This window comes from Streptomyces sp. NPDC001781 (assembly GCF_053596035.1).
On the sequence record NZ_JBSFFI010000004.1, the window covers coordinates 15,489 to 31,468 of the forward strand.

The following is a 15,980-nucleotide window of genomic DNA, read 5'->3' on the forward strand; positions in this document are numbered from 1 at the left end:
AATTGCCTGGCGGGCAAAAGTCCGGCTCAATGGAGGTATGAACGCCTCCGAAGCGGCCTCACCGGCGGGCCAGGGCGACGAACTGCCCGTCGTGGCACCGCGACTGCGCGCCCTGCGCCGCCGGGCCGGCCTCACCCTGGAGGCCGCGGCCGGGGCCGCCGCGCTCTCCCCGGCGCACCTCTCCCGGCTGGAGACCGGGCACCGCCAGCCCTCGCTGCCGATGCTCCTCGCCCTCGCCCGCATCTACGGTACGACGGTCTCCGACCTGCTCGGTGAGACGGCCGCCGACCGGGACGCCGTCGTGCGCGCCGCCGACATGGAACCCACCCGCGCCGCCGGCTGGACCTACTTCCAGGCCGGAGCCCCCGGCCGCGGCATGCAGGCCCTGCGCGTCCGGGTCCCGTACCGCGCCGAGGGCGACATCGTGCGCGTCCACCCCGGCGAGGAGTGGCTCTACGTCCTCAGCGGCCGGCTGCGGCTGCGGCTCGGGGGCAGCGCGCATCTGCTGGCACCCGGTGACAGCGCCCACTTCGACTCGCTGACCCCGCACCGCCTCAACGCCGACGAACGCGACGGCGTCGAGCTGCTGTTCGTCCACACCCTGCTCCAGAGCCCCACGGCCACCCTGTGCCTGGGCCATCCGACCGGAGACCCGTCATGAGTGACATGGAAGACAAGCTGCCGCGCTCCCTGTGGGTCCGGCTCGTCGTGTACGTCGCCCTCGGCCACGTCCTGGCCGCCTTCCTCTTCCTGCTGTTCTCGCTGGGCGCCAAGAGCTGAGACACGCAGGTCAGCGGACGAGACGCTCGCGCAGCCGCTCCCTCGCGGAGCCCGAGAGCCTCAGCCCCCGCTCCAGATAAGCGTCCACGCCGCCCCAGGTGTCCTCGATGCTGTCGAACGCCGCCGCCAGGTACTCCGCGCGGGCGTCGAAGAGCGGGCTGAGCAGCTCCATCACCTCGGGCGTGTACGCGCTGGCCTGGTCGCCGCTGCGGCGGACCTTGTAGCGCCGGTGCTTGGCGTTGGACTCCAGGTAGTCGGCGGTGATCGCGTCCCGCTCCACGCCCACCGCGAGCAGCGTCACCGCCACCGAGATGCCCGCGCGGTCCTTCCCCGCCGCGCAGTGCATCAGCGCGGGCACACTGTCCTCGGCCAGCGCGTGCAGCACGCGGGAGTGCTCGGCGGTGCGCTCGGTGACGATCCGCCGGTACGAGGCGATCATGCGGCCCGCGCCCTTGCCGTCGGCCAGGATGTCCCGCAACTGGTCCAGGTCGCCGTCGCGGACCATCCGCCAGAACTCGGCGCCGTCGGCGGGGTCGCTCAGCGGCACGTTCACGTTCCGCACTCCGGGCAGGTCGACGTCGGGACCTTCGAGGCGCTGGTCGGCCGAGTTGCGGAAGTCGAAGACCGTGTGCAGGCCGAGCGAGGAAAGGTAGGCCGCGTCGTCCTCGGTCGCGTGCGCCAGATGGCCGCTGCGGAACAGCACCCCGTGCCGTACCCGGCGCCCGTCCACCGTGGGAAGGCCGCCCACGTCACGGAAGTTGCGGACTGCGGACAGCTCGGGCTCGGTCGACGGGACCTGCTGCGTCACGGGTGCTCCTTCAAGGCTCCGCCCCGCCGCGGCTCGTCGACGGGCGCACCGCCGACGATACGACATCGGAAATCCGCGCCCCGGGCCCCGTGGACGCCCTTCCAACAGGGCTGCCGACAGGGCTATTCCGCGATTGGCAAATTCTTTAGGAGTGGCTTATCTCACCGCCCGTCAACCCCTGCTTACGGTCGCGTAGGTCACATCCCGAGGTGAATCATGGTCCGACGTGGCAGACGATATGGAGAATGACGACAGGACAGTGATCGGGTCGTACGTGGCGGTGGGGGACAGCTTCACCGAGGGCGTCGGCGACCCCGGCCCCGACGGGGCGTTCGTCGGCTGGGCCGACCGGCTCGCGGTGCTCCTCGCCGACCGGCGGCCCGAGGGCGACTTCGGATACACCAACCTCGCCGTGCGGGGGAAGCTGCTCGACCAGATCGCGGAGGACCAGGTGCCCAGGGCGGCGGCGCTCGCCCCGGACCTCGTCTCCATCTGTGCCGGGGGCAACGACATCATCCGCCCCGGCACCGACCCGGACGAGACCGCCGAGCGATTCGAGCGCGCCGTGGCCCAGCTCGCGGCGGGCGCCGGCACGGTACTGGTGGCCACCGGCTTCGACACCCGCGGCGTCCCCCTGCTCAAGCACCTGCGCGGCAAGATCGCCACGTACAACGGTCATGTGAGGGCCATCGCCGACCGGTACGGCTGCCCCGTGCTCGACCTGTGGTCCCTGAAGTCCGTACAGGACCGCCGGGCGTGGGACGGCGACCGGCTGCACCTCTCGCCCGAGGGCCACACCCGCGTCGCGCTGCGCGCGGGCCAGGCCCTGGGCCTGGAGATCCCGGCCGACCCCGAGCAGGAGTGGCCGCTGCTGCCGCCGCGCGGCACGCTGGAGATCCGGCGCGACGACGTGCACTGGGCGCGTACGCATCTGGTGCCGTGGATCGGCCGCCGGCTGCGCGGCGAGTCCTCCGGGGACCACGTGGTGGCCAAGGGCGCGCTGTCGCCGAGCGACATCCGGATGCGGATCGCGTCGGTGGCATGAGGTCCGCCGCCGCCCCCGTACCGTGGGGGCGGCGGATCATCCGGAACACCGTTCGGGAACAGCGGGGCCCGCGCGGGCGTTGGGACATGTGGCCGGGCCCTCCGGCCCGCGGCGGCTCCGGGCCGCCGCACTCGCCGTCGACCGTGGAGCCCCCCCAGCGACTCCACCTGGAGGTACCGTGTCCGGTCTGCGTTCCCTGAGCTCCGGGCTCCTCGCGCTACAGCCCGAAGCCTTCGGCGCGGAACCGAGCGGTGAGCGCCTCGCCCGCATCCGGCGCTCCCCGCACTTCAAGGACGGCGTCTTCCAGAACCCCGGCGGCACGGCCCGTACCCGGCCCTCCGGCTCCACGCTGGACCTCGCCAAGGCGTTCTTCGACAAGGACACGCGTCCCCTCCGCGCACCGCAGGGCACCGTCCCGGTGCACCCGACCACGGTGGCCGACCTGGCCAAGCCGCCGGTGAGCGGCCTGCGGGTGACGTGGCTCGGCCATTCCAGCGTGCTGGTGGAGATCGACGGACGCCGGGTGCTGTTCGACCCGGTGTGGGGTGAGCGCTGCTCGCCGTTCCCCTTCGCCGGGCCCCGGCGGCTGCACCCCGTCCCGCTGCCCCTGGCGGCGCTCGGCCCGGTCGACGTGGTGGTCATCTCCCACGACCACTACGACCACCTGGACCTGCCCGCCATCAAGGCGCTGGCCGGCACCGGCACCCTGTTCGCCGTCCCGCTGGGCGTCGGCGCGCACCTCGAACACTGGGGGGTCTCCCCGGACCGGCTGCGCGAGCTGGACTGGCACGAGTCCACCGAGGTCGGCGGGGTGACACTGACCGCGACCCCGGCCCGCCACTTCTGCGGCCGCGGCCTGCGCAACACCCAGCACACCCTCTGGGCCTCCTGGGTCGTCGCCGGCGAGCGGCACCGGGTGTACCACAGCGGTGACACCGGCTACTTCGACGGCTTCAGGGACATCGGCGCGGCCCACGGCCCGTTGGACGTCACGATGATCCAGATCGGCGCCTACAGCCCCTACTGGCCCGACATCCACATGACCCCCGAGGAGGGCGTCCGCGCCCACCTCGACCTCCAGTCCGGCACCCCCCGCGGCGTCCTCCTCCCCATCCACTGGGGCACCTTCAACCTGGCGATGCACGCCTGGGCGGAACCGGGGGAGTGGACGAAGGAGGCGGGTGAGGCGGTGGGCCAGGTAGTGGCCTCTCCCCGCCCCGGCGAGCCCTTCGAGCCGGGCGGCCGGGTGCCGTCCGACGCGTGGTGGCGCTCCGTTTCCGGGCCGATCGCCCACACCTGGGAAGAGACCGCGGCGGTGACGTCCGCGGAACGTCCCAGCGAGGATCTCGACTACAGCGGCTCGTGACAGCCCACGAACGGGCCCCCGCCGATCGGTCGTCAGCAACCGTTCGGCGGGGGCCCTTCGGCGCTGCCCTCAGCTCAGCGGCACCGCCGACTCGATGGCCTTCGGCATCGTGTGGGTGATCTCGTCGCCGAGGCGTTCGAACTCGCTGCGGAGGAAGGGGTCGGCGAGGCGGGCCAGGCCGTGGAACCGGATGTCGGCGTCATAGGTGATCTCGGTGCCCTCGGGGGTGGGGCGGAGGGTGATGTCGTCGGTGGACGTCGCCGTCTTGTTGGTGCCGACGAAGGTGAGACGGTCGTCGGAGCGGTGGTCGAGGCGGTACTCGAGCTCGGTGCTACGACCCCGGAATTCGGAGACGTTGTGCCAGGTGGCGCCCTCGGCGGGGGTGCCGGTGCCGTTCGTACGGGCGCATTCCCGGGTGCCGGGGTCCCAGTCCACGGCGTTCGCGAAGTCGGCCAGGTAGGCGTTCACGGCGGGCAGCGGGCGGGGGACGGTGAAGGAACGTCGGACGTGGACCATGGTCGATCTCCAGGGGTCGGGCAGCGGGTCGCCGCTAGGGTCGGGTACCCCCCAATGGCCCGGACCCGACCTCCGGCAGTTCCTCACCCGAGACCAGCTCGCCCCGGACCTCGGTGGAGGCGTCCCCGGGGACCCGTACGGCCAGGGTGCGCCCGCTCCGGGTGGCGCTCACGTCGCCCGTGAGAGTGAGCGAGGTGACGGCGCGGCTGCCCGCCGCCAGGACGTACCAGTGCCCGTGCGGCGACCTCCAGAGCGTGCGCGCCACCACATGCCGGCCGAACCTGCTGCACGCGGCCGTCGAGGGCACCCGCGTCACCACCCGCGCGCCCTCTCCCGGCCCGCGCAGCGAGACGGTGACGTTCCCCGGACCCCGCCAGGTGTCCGCCCGCGCGCACGTCCACACGGCGTGGCCCCCGCCGTCCGGGAGTTGCTGCCCGGCGAAGTCCCAGGCGTTCACCGCCCGCACCGCCGCGCCACCCGCCGAGTCCAGGTCACAGCCCGTCCGGCTCCAGGCCACAAGCGCGGCCGGCCCGGTCGCCTCACGCGGCTCCCGGGCCGGCGGTGAGCCGTGGCCCGGCAGCGGGGTGTACGTCAGATGCGCGGGCGTGAGTCCGCCCAGGTCGGCCAGCAGGAAGGCGTGGTGCTCGGCGATCGCGGGGGACGACCGCAACTGGAGCGCCGGGCGGCGTCCGCAGCCGCCGCCCGTCCACCGTGGCACCGGCGAGGTGACCCCGTCCCGCGCCACCGGGAGCGGTCGCGCGGGTGCGTCCGGCCGGGTCAGGTCGCGTACCGAGGACTGTGCCACCCACGGCGCCAGCAGGTACCGCACCGAGCCGGCCCGCTCCTCCAGCACCACGGCCGCGGCCGTCGTCACGTCGGCGTCGTCCACGCGGGCCAGGGTCAGCCGCTCACCCGTGCCCGACTCGCCGTACCGCACCAGGCGTTGGCCGTCGTGGAACACCACGACCGCGTGCCCGCCCACCGATCCGGCGTACAGCAGCCGTGGCGCGCGCGGCGGGGGATCGTCCGGGGTGCCGGGCGCGCGGTCCACCCGCGTGCCGGACGGCGGGTCGGACCAGACGGCGAGCGCCCGGTCCAGCAGCGCGCGGTCGCGCACCCGGTCCCCGCGCGCGGACCAGGCGGTGAAGTCCACCCGCGAGGTGTCCGCCCACTCCCCGGGCCCGACCCGCACCAGATCGGCGGCCCGGGGCCCCCGCGCGGAGGACCCCGGTGTGTCCGGAGCCGAGTGCGTCACGGCTGCCAGTCCGCCCACCGCGACGGCGCCGGAGCACACGGCGAGCGCGGCCAGGCGCACCCGGCGACGGCGGCGGACCAGGTCGGTGGGGCGGGCGCGGAGCGTGCACGCGTCGAACTCGTCCGAGGTCGGCACCGCCGCGGCGGCCGTGCCCAGCGAGGTGTCGAGCCGGGCCGCCTCACGTACCGCCACCCGGGCATCCGCCACCCCGGCCGCCTCCAGCACCCCGCGCGCGTGGTCGGCGGTGAGGCCCTCCACACGGAGCAGGACGAAGGCGGCGCGGGCCGGGGCGGAGAGGTCGGCGAGGGCCTGGCCGAGCGCCATCTCCTCGGCCCCGCCCGAGCGCGGCGCCAGCCGCAGCCCGAGCACGACCGGCAGCCGCGGCAGCAGCAGCCGGGGCGGACGGGCCCCCTCCGGCCACAGCCGGGGCCGCCGGCACTGGGCGAGCGCCCCGCGCACCACCGCCACCCGGAGCGACCGGTCCTGGTGGGCCCCCGGTGAGCGGGGTGCCGGAACGGCGGGCCCGGCGACGGGCAGGCTGCGCTGCACCAGCGAGTGCGCGGCGAGCACCCGGCGGTGCCGGCCGAGGGAGGCCGGCAGAACGAGGTAGGCCAGGCGGACCAGCTCGTCGTACCGCGCGGTGAGTCTGCGCTCGGCGTGGAAGAGCCGGCTGCGCGGACCGTGCGGGGAGCGACTGAGCGAGGACAGGACCATCGGGCGACTGCCTTCCGTGACCGGGGGCGTTCGGAGCTGGTGTTACGGCAAACGAGTGACCCCCCGCTCGGGTCACCGAGCGGGCCGGCGGCCTGTCCGGGCAGACGTCTCTTTCCGTGCTTGCCTGCTCACCCTCGGGGCCGCTTCGTGGGCACCTACTGGTGGTGAGTCCCCGCTGAGGCGGAAAGAGTCCCCATGGTTCCCCTGCCGCTGACGCGTCGCCCGGTCATACCCGTGCCGACGCCCGGCCGCGTGTTGCCGCCGACCTCGAAGTGCCGCCCGCCCAGCAGGGCCGGAACGAGTGGTCCGGCACCCCCGGCAGCCGGACGAGGTGCCCCGCGGGCCGACCGGAGCACCGCGCACCACGCCGACCGCGACCACGACGACCGGCACCGGGTGACGCACAGGATCATCCTGCGCGGCGACATCCCGGTGGCGCCGCGGGCGCAGGTACGGAAACGGGCTGCCCGGTCATCGTCCGGACAGCCCGCTCGTCCGTCAGCCTCCGACGCGGGCACGGTCGACCGGACCCGCCACCTGCGGCTCCGGCACATGTGGCCCGCACACATGTGGCTCGGGTTCGGTGTCCAGCGCCCGCAGCACCGCCCTGGCCACCGTGTCGTTCTGCCGGAAGGCGGGCGCGTCGGTGCGGGGCCGAGCGAAGGCGGCGACGGCCCTGCTGTCGGTCGGGGCGCCCAGGGCGATCCGGCGGGGGTGCGGCCGCCCCAGGCCGGGGTCGATCAGATGGCCGTCGGCGAGGGAGACGGTGATCCGGCCGGACCGGTGCCGGTGCGTGGCGTCCGCCACCTCCTCCTCCGCCAGCGCGCCGGTGCGGTGCAGGTGCCGCAGCAGCGGGTCCTCGGTGCGTTCCAGGTTCGGACCCGGCAGATACGCCTCGATCAGGGCGGTCGCGTGCACGGTGTGACCCGGCACGGTGGGACTCGTCGCCGTGAAGGTGCCGGTGGCCTCGTCCGTGCCGACCCTGATGTCCGCGCCGAGGAAGCGCACCACACCGGCGCGGGACAGCGCGTCCAGCTCCCGCAGCCGGAAGCCGGGCGGACCGGAGGCGAGGAAGCTGAAGAACCCCTGCCACCAGCCGTCCAGCCCGTCCGCCAGGGAGCGTGCCGTCAGCCGTCCGGAGGCGACCAGGCCGGGCAGCTGGCCGTATATCGAGAGCAGCGCGAGGAACGCGCCGAGGTCGGCGCTGTGCTCCGGGTCCTCGCGGCGGGCCACGTCCCGGCGGACGTAGGCGCGCAGATGCTCCTGGAAGGCGTCCGGGGTGTCGAAGACGAGGCCGTCCAGCGGGCGGTCCAGCGCCTCGAAGTCCAGCCGGTCCGCCGGGTCGGGTACGGCGGTGGCGACCAGCCGGGCCAACTCGGCCGAGTACCAGCCGGATCGGTCGTAGGCGGCCAGGAACCTGGGCCAGGGCATCGCCGTGCGTCCGGGGTGGGCGTGGAACAGTTCGTGGTAGTGGCCGAACCCGATCTCCTTGGCCATCAGCGGCCACACGTCGCGTCGCAGGTCCAGCGCACCGCTCCCGGCGGCCAGCACGTCGACCGCCTCCGGGCCGAAGTAGCGGGGGAGCGGCGGCCGGGGTCCCTGGAGCCGGTAGCCGGTCTTGGCGTGGTACGGCACACCGCGCCGCGATCCGACGTGCAGCACGGGTTCGCGGCCCGAGGGCAGATAGGTCAGCGTGCCGTCCGGCCCGGCCCGGTAGGAGCCGCCCCGGCCCTCGGTGAGCAGCACCGTCAGGTCGACGAACGCCAGCCCGAAGCCGCGCAGTACGACGTCCTCACCGGGCCGCAGTCCCGCGAGGCCCGCGTCGGCGGAGAAGGCGGGCGGCAGATGGAAGAGCCCGTGCCGGCGGGCGAAGTCTGCGTGAACGCGATGTGCCGGAGCGGGAGTCGACCCCAGGTGGCCTTGGGTGAGGATCACCAGGTCGGCGCGGAGCGGCTCGCTCCGGCCGGCCAGACCGACCTCCTGGGGACCGTCCGCCGGACCGGTGACCGAGGTCGCGGTGGTGCGGTGCCACTCGACGGTCACCGAGGGCGGCAGATCGGCCAGCACCCGGCGGAACACCCAGTCCAGATAGGCACTTTGGGTGCGCCGGGTCGGAAAGCCGGCCGGGTCCAGGGTGCGGAGTTCGGCGAGCACCTCCGGGTCGGCCGGCTCCGCGTACGGGGCGAAGCGCGGGGTGTCCGGCGCGGAGAACTGAGCCGCCCACTCGGCCAGCGACGGGCCGGGGCGCACCGGGCCGTCCACGGTGGAGGTCTCGTCGGTGAACATGGTGACGTCCTCGGCCATGGAGTTCATCCGCAGCAGCGGTGACTGATCGTGCCGCCAGACCCGGCCCGGTCCGGGCGGATGCGGATCCACCAGATGGATGCGCAACTCGTTTGCCCCAGACCAGAGTTCGGGTGCATTGGCGCCGACGCGCTCCAGCAGCCCGGTGGCGCGCGGTCCCGCGCCGACGATCACCAGGGTGCGCGTGGTCACCGGTCACCGCCCAGGGAGACGCTGCGGGTCCGGGCGCGCAGCGCGGTCAGCCGGGGGCCGAGCCGGGCGAGCGGACCCGGCGCCTGGGCGCGGGCGGCGCCCCGGCCGTAGTACCGCTCTACGTGGTACTGACCCACGCCGAGCACCGACGTCACCGCGATGTACCAGAGGGTGGCGACCAGCAGCAGCGGGATGACCTGGTAGGTCCGGTTGTAGACCAACTGGACGGAGAACAGCAGGTCGTGCACGGCCAGTACGCTGACGATGCTGGTGCCCTTCAGGGTGCCGATCAGCATGTTCCCCGCCGTCGGCACGATGGAGCGCATCGCCTGGGGAACGACGATCCGGCGCAGGGTGCGCCATCTGCCCAGGCCCAGCGCCTGCGCCGCCTCGGTCTGTCCGGAGTCCACGGAGAGGATGCCGCCCCGGATCACCTCGGCCGCGTACGCCGTCTCGTGCAGGGTGAGACCGATCAGCGCGGTCAGGGTCGGCCCGAGCAGGTTCACCGTCCTGACCGTGACGAGCTCGGGGCCGAAGGGGACGCCCAGGCCGAGCGTCGGGTACAGCGCGCCGATGTTGAACCAGAAGAGCAACTGCACCAGCAGCGGGGTCGAGCGGAAGATCCATACATAACCCCAGCTCAGGGTGCGCAGCACGGGGTTGGTGGAGAGGCGGAGCACTGCGATGCCGGTGCCGAGCAGGAACGCCAGCACCATCACGGCGGCCGTCAGCCACAGGGTGAGCAGCAGCCCGTCGAGCACGGCCGCGGTGGTGAAGTACTGCCCCACCACGTGCCACTGGAAGGCGTCGTTGCGCACCACGGAGTTGAGGACCATGGCCAGGGCCAGCAGCGCGACGGCCGCGGCCGCCCAGCGGCCGGGACGGCGGCGCGGCACGATCCGGGGCAGTTCGGCGCCGTCGCAGGGCGGTGCGGCCGCCGGGAGCTTCGGCAGGGAGGGGGAGGTGACATCGGAAGGCGTGGCCATCGGTAGACGCTCCGGTAGGGAGGTGCGGACGTGGGCGACCGTCCGGTGGCACACGTACTCGCGTACGGTGCGGCCGGTGGCCTGCGTCGTCACGTGCCGCGTCCCTCAACGCGACCGGAGGTGCCCGCCGCGTGGCAGACCCGTCCGCCGTCGATCGTATGGGTGTACGGCACACGTCTGTCAACCACACCTCCGGTAACCGCCCCCGGCGCCGCCTCGGTTGTGGTCCGGCATGCGGTCATGGGTTGACGAACAGCGAGACGCACTGCTCAATTGACCGCATGGATGCCCAGCAGCGCTTGGTCACGCGCGATCACATCGACTTCGGTCGAGTGTGGTCGTCCTCGTGTTGCGCCTGACTCGGCAGCGGGCCGTCTGACCGGCCCTTTCCCTCCGCCGGCGCAACCCCGGCGCGGGCCGATGCCCACCCTTCCGCGCGCTGCCGCCGCACCGTTTCACCCGACGCCTGCCGTCGTCACGCCGCATTTCTGACGTCAATTCTGACGATTCATCAACTTGTCTGCCGCGTAGAGCAGTTCAGCCATGCCTGCCTGCGCTCTCTCGCCGGAAAGGCTCACTCATGCCAGTGGAGTTCCTCGGCATAGCCGCGACCAACGACGGCTCCGAAACCACCCCGCGCTCGGGCGCGGCCTTCGACAAGGACTACACCCTCCGCCTGGCCCGGGCCCACGAGGACCACGGCTGGGACCGGGTGCTGTTCGCCTACGGTTCCGGCTCCCCGGACCCGGCGCCCGCCGCCGCGTACATCGCCGCCCGCACCGACCGGCTGCAGCTCCTGCTCGCCCACCGGCCCAACGTCTCGTACCCCACCTTCGCCGCCAGGACCTTCGCCACGCTGGACCAGATCAGCGACGGCCGGCTCACCGTCCACTTCATCACCGGCGGCAACGACCATGAGCAGCGCCGGGAGGGCGACACGCTCACCAAGGACGAGCGGTACGCCCGCACCCGCGAGTACATCGGGATCGTCAAGAAGATCTGGACCACCCGCGAGGCGTTCGACCACGAGGGCGAGCACTACCGGTTCCACGACTTCGTCAGCGACGTCTTCCCCGTCCAGCAGCCGCGCCCCGGCGTCTCGTTCGGCGGCTCGTCGCCCGCCGCCTACGCCGCCGGAGGCGCGGAGGCCGACATCTACTGCCTGTGGGGCGAACCCCTGGCCGAGACCGCCGCGCAGATCGAGAAGGTCAAGGCCGCCGCCCGCGAGGCCGGCCGCACCGACGTGCCCCGCATCCAGGTCGCCTTCCGCCCGATCATCGCCCCCACCGAGGAGCTGGCCTGGGAGAAGGCCCACCGTACGGTCGGCGCGATCAAGCAGCGCCGCGAGGGCGGTCTCGTGCGCCACCACCGCGGCGGCGCCCCCGAGAACGCCGGCTCGCAGCGCCTGATCGCCATCGCCGAGGCGGGTGAGCGCTACGACCGCGCCCTGTGGACCCCGACCGCCGCCGCGACCGGCGGCGCGGGCAACTCCAACGCCCTGGTCGGTACCCCGGAGACGGTCGCCCAAGCGCTGCTCGACTACTACGACCTCGGCGTCGACATCCTCTCCGCGCGCGGCTACGACCTCCTCGGCGACGCCATCGACTTCGGCCGTCACGTCATCCCCCTCGTCCGCGAGGAGGTCGCCAAGCGGGACGCCGCCCGCGCGGCCGGCACCGGCCCGCTCACGGCGGTGGGCGAGTGAGCCCGCCCGCCCTCTTTGCCCGGTCGGTCGTCCACGTGGCCGTCTCCGATCCGCGGGTACGCCCCCTGCTGCGCGAACTCGGCGAGGAGTACTCCGCCCGCTACGGCAGGGACGCCCACGCCGAACTCGCCCGCTACCCCGACGAGGAGTTCACCGCGCCACACGGCGGTGTCCTGCTGCTGATCCTGGAGGGCGGCGCACCCGTCGCGGGCGGCGCCTTCCGCCGGTACGACGCGGACACCGCCGAGCTGAAGCGGATCTGGACCCACTCCCGCCACCGCCGCCGGGGCCTGGCCCGCGAGGTCGTCGCCGAGCTGGAACGCGAGGCGCGCGCCCGCGGCTACCGGAGGATCCACCTGACCACCGGACCTCGCCAGCCCGAGGCCCGCGCGCTGTACCTGAACACCGGCTACCGACCGCTCTTCGACACCGAGGCCGACCCGGAGTCCATCGGCCCGTTGCCCTTCGAGAAACACCTCGAAAGGCCCGCCGGGACCGGACACCCCGAGTTCGGACACCCCGAGGAAGACCACCGCACCGGAAAGGCCACCGCCCAATGAAGCTCCCCGGCATCCCAGGCCGCACGCGCCCGCTCGTGGCCGCCGCCACGCTCCTGCCCCTGCTGGCCCTGACCGGATGCGGCTCCGGTGACCCCGCCGACACGACCACCGCGGGCGGCTCGCCCGCCCCGACCGCCGACCCCGTGGCCGCCGTCCGCAAGGTCGGCTCCGCCGCCGCCCTGCTGCCCGCCGACGTACGCGCCGCGGGCACCCTGCGCATCGGCAGCTCGGTCGGCGCGCCGCCCTCCGCGTACTACCCGAACGGCTCCCGCACGCCCCAGGGCCAGGACATCGACATCGCCTCGGCGGTCGCCAAGGTGCTCGGGATCAGGCTGGAGCGGCAGGACGCCTCCTTCGAGACCATCCTGCCCGCCCTCGGCAGCGGCAAGTACGACGTGGGCACCGGCAACTTCGGCGTCACCACCGAGCGGCTGAAGACCATCGACTTCGTCACCTACATCGACGACGGCCAGGGCTTCGCCGTGAAGCAGGGCGACACCTCCTTCGGCAGGAAGATCACCGAGCTGACCCAGCTCTGCGGCCGCACCGTCGGCATCAACGCCGGCACCACCTTCGAGGCCACGCTCGCCGCGCGGAAGGGGGTGTGCGCCAGGGCCGGCAGGAAGCCGTACGAGGTGAAGGTGTACTCGGAGAACGGGGCGACCGTCACCGCGCTCCAGCAGGGCCGGATCGACGTGATCATGTCGACCATCAACGGACTGCGCCACCAGGCCGCCCAGCCTGCCGCCCACACCACGTTCCTCGGCGAGTACCACCGCCTCGACGTCGGCTTCGCCTTCAAGAAGGGCTCGAAGCTGACCAGGGCGTTCCAGGCGGCCGTCAACGAGCTGATCAAGGACGGCACGTACGACCGCATCCTCAAGAAGTGGGGCACCACCGGCTCCGCCATCGACAGCTCGCGGATCAGCCCGCCCGAGCACGCCTGAGAAGCGACGGAACCCACCATGACCACCGCCGCCCCCGACACCGCCCCGGCGGCGCCCCGCGTGCCGCCCCCCGCCGACCCGGCCGCCTTCGAGGTCGTCCCCGCCCGGCACCCCGCCCGCTGGGCCGGCGCCGCCGCCGTCCTCGTGCTGGTCGCCCAGTTCACGCACGGGCTCGCCACCAACCCGGTATGGGAGTGGCGCGTCTTCGGCGAGTACGTACTGTCCGAGACGATCGTCCAGGCCGTCTGGGTCACCCTCCAACTCACCGCCTACGCGACCGTGCTGGGCTTCCTCCTCGGCACCGTGCTCGCCTTCATGCGGCTCTCGCGCAGCCCCGTGCTGCAGACCGTCGCCTGGACCTACACCTGGGTCTTCCGGTCCATCCCGATGATCGTGCAGCTCGTGTTCTGGTTCAATCTGAGCGCCCTGTACGAACGCCTCGGCGTCGGCATCCCGTTCGGGCCCGTCCTGTGGTCCGTCGACAGCGACAGTCTGATCGGCACCATCGGCGCCGCCGTCATCGGCCTCACCCTCCACCAGGCCGCCTACGCCGCCGAGATCGTCCGGGGCGGAGTCCTCTCCGTCGACTCCGGACAGCGTGAGGCCGCCGCCGCGCTCGGCATACCCCGGCTGCGGCAGATCCGCCGGATCGTCCTGCCCCAGGCCATGCGCGCCATCCTGCCCACCGCCGGCAACGAGATCATCGGCCTGCTCAAGGGCACCTCGGTGGTCTACGTGATGGCGATCGGCGAGCTGTTCTACCAGGTCCAGGTCGTCTACGGCCGCAACGGCCGGGTCATCCCGCTGCTGCTCGTCGCCACCGCCTGGTACGTCCTGCTGACCTCGCTGCTGTCGGTCGCCCAGTACTACGTGGAGCGCCGTTACGCCCGTGGCGCCGACCGCACCCCACCGCCCACCCCGTTCCAGCGGATCCGCCGCTTCCTGCGCGACCTGCGCGCGGCCGCCGCCCGGCGCGAAGCACCGGTCACCGCACTTCACCCCGGAGAGAGCTCATGAACGACGTCATGGTGGACGTACGGAGCGTCCGCAAGAGCTTCGGCCCGCTTCAAGTCCTGCGGGGCGTCGACCTGACCGTACGGGCGGGCGAGGTCACCGTGATCCTCGGCCCCTCCGGCTCCGGCAAATCCACCCTGCTGCGGACCATCAACCATCTGGAGAAGGTCGACAGCGGCTGGATCAGCATCGACGGCGAACTCGTCGGCTACCGCCGTGCCGGGAACAAGCTGCACGAACTGAAGGAACGGGACGTCCTCAGGCAGCGCACCCACATCGGGTTCGTGTTCCAGAACTTCAACCTGTTCCCGCACCTCACCGTGCTGGACAACCTCCTCGAAGCCCCCGTCTCCGCGCTGCGCCGCCCCAGGAAGGAGGCCGAGGCGACCGCGCGCCGACTGCTGGACCGGGTCGGCCTCGCCGACAAGGCCGACGCCTACCCGCGCCAGCTCTCCGGCGGTCAGCAGCAGCGCGTCGCCATCGCCCGCGCGCTCGCCCTGGAGCCCAAGGTGCTCCTCTTCGACGAGCCCACCTCGGCGCTCGACCCCGAACTGGTCGGCGAGGTCCTGGACGTCATCAAGGACCTGGCCCACACCGGCACCACCATGATCGTCGTCACCCACGAGATCGGCTTCGCCCGCGAGGTCGCCGACACCGTGGTCTTCATGGACGACGGCACCGTGGTCGAACAGGGGCCGCCCGCGGCCGTGCTGGACGACCCGCAGCACGAACGCACCCGCGCCTTCCTCGCCAAGGTCCTCTGAGCTCACCAACTCGCTTTTCTCTAAGGAGATTCACGCGTGCCCACCACTGCCCGCCGTATCGCCGTCCCCGCACTCGGCCTCGCCTCCGCCCTCGTCCTGGCCGCCTGCGCCAACCCCACCGACGGCGGCACTGCCGAGGTCGCGGCCGGCAAGGGCACCACCACGAAGATCAACCTCAGCCCCGACCAGCACCGGATCACCACCCCCGAGGTCGCCTCCATCGCCGCCGAGGTACCGGAGAAGATCCGGAAGAGAGGCACCCTGGAGATCGTCGACTCCTCCAACTCGGCCGCGCCACTGGGCTTCCACGCCACTGACAACGAGACCGTCATCGGCGTCGAACCCGACATCGCCTACCTGGTCGCCGGGGTGCTCGGGCTCAAGCCGCACCTCAACAACGTCTCCTGGGAGAACATCTTCGTCGGCCTCGACAGCGCCAAGTACGACGTGGGCTTCAGCAACATCACGGTCACCGAGGAACGCAAGGAGAAGTACGACTTCGCCACCTACCGCGAGGACAACCTCGGCTTCGCCACGAAGAAGGGCAGCGGACTGAAGGCCACCGGCCCCGCCGACCTCGCCGGCCGGAACGTCGCCGTCTCCAGCGGCACCAACCAGGAGAAGCTCCTGGTCGAGTGGAGCGAGGAGAACGAGAAGGCGGGCCGCGAGCCCATCCACATCAAGTACTACCAGGACGAGAGCGACACCTACCTCGCCCTCCGCTCCGGCCGCATCGACGTCTACGTCGGCCCCAACCCCACCGCCGCCTACCACGCGGCGACCACCGGCCAGACCGAGGTCGTCGGCACCTACTCCGGCGCCGGCGCCACCCTCCAGGGCCTCATCGCGGCCACCACGAAGAAGGACAGCGGTCTCGCCAAGCCGCTCGCCGACGCCCTCGACCACGTCATCGACAACGGCACGTACGCGGAGGTGCTCAAGCGCTGGGGACTGTCCGACGAGGCCGTGACCAAGTCCGAGATCAACCCGCCCGGCCTGCCCAAGGCCGGGAAGTAGGCGAGGA

Annotated in this window: 15 protein-coding genes; 10 read left to right on the forward strand and 5 right to left on the reverse strand. The window is 72.8% G+C overall.

What is annotated here, in order from left to right; all coding sequences use genetic code 11:
* Positions 1 to 37: 37 nt before the first annotated feature.
* Complete coding sequence (locus ACWCV3_RS04680; RefSeq protein ID WP_451218299.1) at positions 38 to 661, forward strand: helix-turn-helix domain-containing protein; 624 nt, start codon at positions 38 to 40, stop codon at positions 659 to 661.
* The gene (locus ACWCV3_RS04685; protein WP_451218301.1) at positions 658 to 780 is read left to right on the forward strand and encodes a DUF6126 family protein; all 123 of its coding nucleotides are present in this window, start codon (positions 658 to 660) and stop codon (positions 778 to 780) included. The genes ACWCV3_RS04680 and ACWCV3_RS04685 overlap by 4 nt, the downstream gene beginning before the upstream one ends.
* Before the next feature lie 10 nt (positions 781 to 790).
* On the opposite strand, the gene ACWCV3_RS04690 is transcribed toward ACWCV3_RS04685, so the two are convergent.
* A complete protein-coding gene (locus tag ACWCV3_RS04690; RefSeq protein ID WP_451218304.1) occupies positions 791 to 1,588 on the reverse strand; it encodes a tyrosine-protein phosphatase in 798 nt (265 codons plus the stop codon).
* A 259-nt stretch (positions 1,589 to 1,847) separates the two neighbouring features.
* Between ACWCV3_RS04690 and ACWCV3_RS04695 the strand changes: the two genes are divergently transcribed.
* The gene (locus ACWCV3_RS04695; protein ID WP_451218964.1) at positions 1,848 to 2,633 is read left to right on the forward strand and encodes an SGNH/GDSL hydrolase family protein; all 786 of its coding nucleotides are present in this window, start codon (positions 1,848 to 1,850) and stop codon (positions 2,631 to 2,633) included.
* Between the two features lie 178 nt (positions 2,634 to 2,811).
* Positions 2,812 to 3,999 carry an MBL fold metallo-hydrolase gene (locus tag ACWCV3_RS04700; RefSeq protein WP_451218307.1) on the forward strand — a complete coding sequence of 396 codons (1,188 nt, stop codon included), beginning with the start codon at positions 2,812 to 2,814 and terminating at the stop codon, positions 3,997 to 3,999.
* Positions 4,000 to 4,068: 69 nt separating this feature from the next.
* Here the strand turns inward: ACWCV3_RS04700 and ACWCV3_RS04705 are convergent, their stop codons facing one another.
* From ACWCV3_RS04705 to ACWCV3_RS04720, 4 genes are all read right to left on the reverse strand, one after another.
* On the reverse strand, positions 4,069 to 4,515 hold the full coding sequence (locus tag ACWCV3_RS04705) for an SRPBCC family protein (RefSeq protein ID WP_451218310.1): 447 nt from the start codon (positions 4,513 to 4,515) through the stop codon (positions 4,069 to 4,071).
* Between the two features lie 34 nt (positions 4,516 to 4,549).
* Positions 4,550 to 6,484: a hypothetical protein gene (locus ACWCV3_RS04710; protein ID WP_451218313.1), complete on the reverse strand. Its 1,935-nt coding sequence runs from the start codon at positions 6,482 to 6,484 to the stop codon at positions 4,550 to 4,552.
* A gap of 498 nt (positions 6,485 to 6,982) precedes the next feature.
* Positions 6,983 to 8,980 (reverse strand): FAD/NAD(P)-binding protein, encoded by a 1,998-nt coding sequence (locus tag ACWCV3_RS04715; protein ID WP_451218316.1) that lies wholly within the window; start codon positions 8,978 to 8,980, stop codon positions 6,983 to 6,985.
* Positions 8,977 to 9,966 carry an amino acid ABC transporter permease gene (locus ACWCV3_RS04720; RefSeq protein WP_451218319.1) on the reverse strand — a complete coding sequence of 330 codons (990 nt, stop codon included), beginning with the start codon at positions 9,964 to 9,966 and terminating at the stop codon, positions 8,977 to 8,979. Before ACWCV3_RS04720 ends, ACWCV3_RS04715 begins: the two co-directional genes overlap by 4 nt.
* A gap of 580 nt (positions 9,967 to 10,546) precedes the next feature.
* Here ACWCV3_RS04720 and ACWCV3_RS04725 point away from each other — a divergent pair.
* The 6 genes from ACWCV3_RS04725 to ACWCV3_RS04750 are packed head-to-tail and all read left to right on the forward strand — an operon-like array spanning position 10,547 to position 15,973.
* Complete coding sequence (locus ACWCV3_RS04725) at positions 10,547 to 11,671, forward strand: LLM class flavin-dependent oxidoreductase (RefSeq protein WP_451218322.1); 1,125 nt, start codon at positions 10,547 to 10,549, stop codon at positions 11,669 to 11,671.
* Positions 11,668 to 12,231, forward strand: coding sequence for a GNAT family N-acetyltransferase (locus ACWCV3_RS04730; protein ID WP_451218325.1), 564 nt, complete (start codon positions 11,668 to 11,670; stop codon positions 12,229 to 12,231). Before ACWCV3_RS04725 ends, ACWCV3_RS04730 begins: the two co-directional genes overlap by 4 nt.
* The gene (locus ACWCV3_RS04735; protein ID WP_451218328.1) at positions 12,228 to 13,178 is read left to right on the forward strand and encodes an ABC transporter substrate-binding protein; all 951 of its coding nucleotides are present in this window, start codon (positions 12,228 to 12,230) and stop codon (positions 13,176 to 13,178) included. Before ACWCV3_RS04730 ends, ACWCV3_RS04735 begins: the two co-directional genes overlap by 4 nt.
* 18 nt (positions 13,179 to 13,196) lie before the next feature.
* Complete coding sequence (locus ACWCV3_RS04740; protein ID WP_451218331.1) at positions 13,197 to 14,195, forward strand: amino acid ABC transporter permease; 999 nt, start codon at positions 13,197 to 13,199, stop codon at positions 14,193 to 14,195.
* Positions 14,192 to 14,956 carry an amino acid ABC transporter ATP-binding protein gene (locus tag ACWCV3_RS04745; protein WP_451218334.1) on the forward strand — a complete coding sequence of 255 codons (765 nt, stop codon included), beginning with the start codon at positions 14,192 to 14,194 and terminating at the stop codon, positions 14,954 to 14,956. The genes ACWCV3_RS04740 and ACWCV3_RS04745 overlap by 4 nt, the downstream gene beginning before the upstream one ends.
* Before the next feature lie 36 nt (positions 14,957 to 14,992).
* Positions 14,993 to 15,973 carry an ABC transporter substrate-binding protein gene (locus ACWCV3_RS04750; RefSeq protein ID WP_451218337.1) on the forward strand — a complete coding sequence of 327 codons (981 nt, stop codon included), beginning with the start codon at positions 14,993 to 14,995 and terminating at the stop codon, positions 15,971 to 15,973.
* The last annotated feature ends 7 nt before the right edge of the window (positions 15,974 to 15,980 follow it).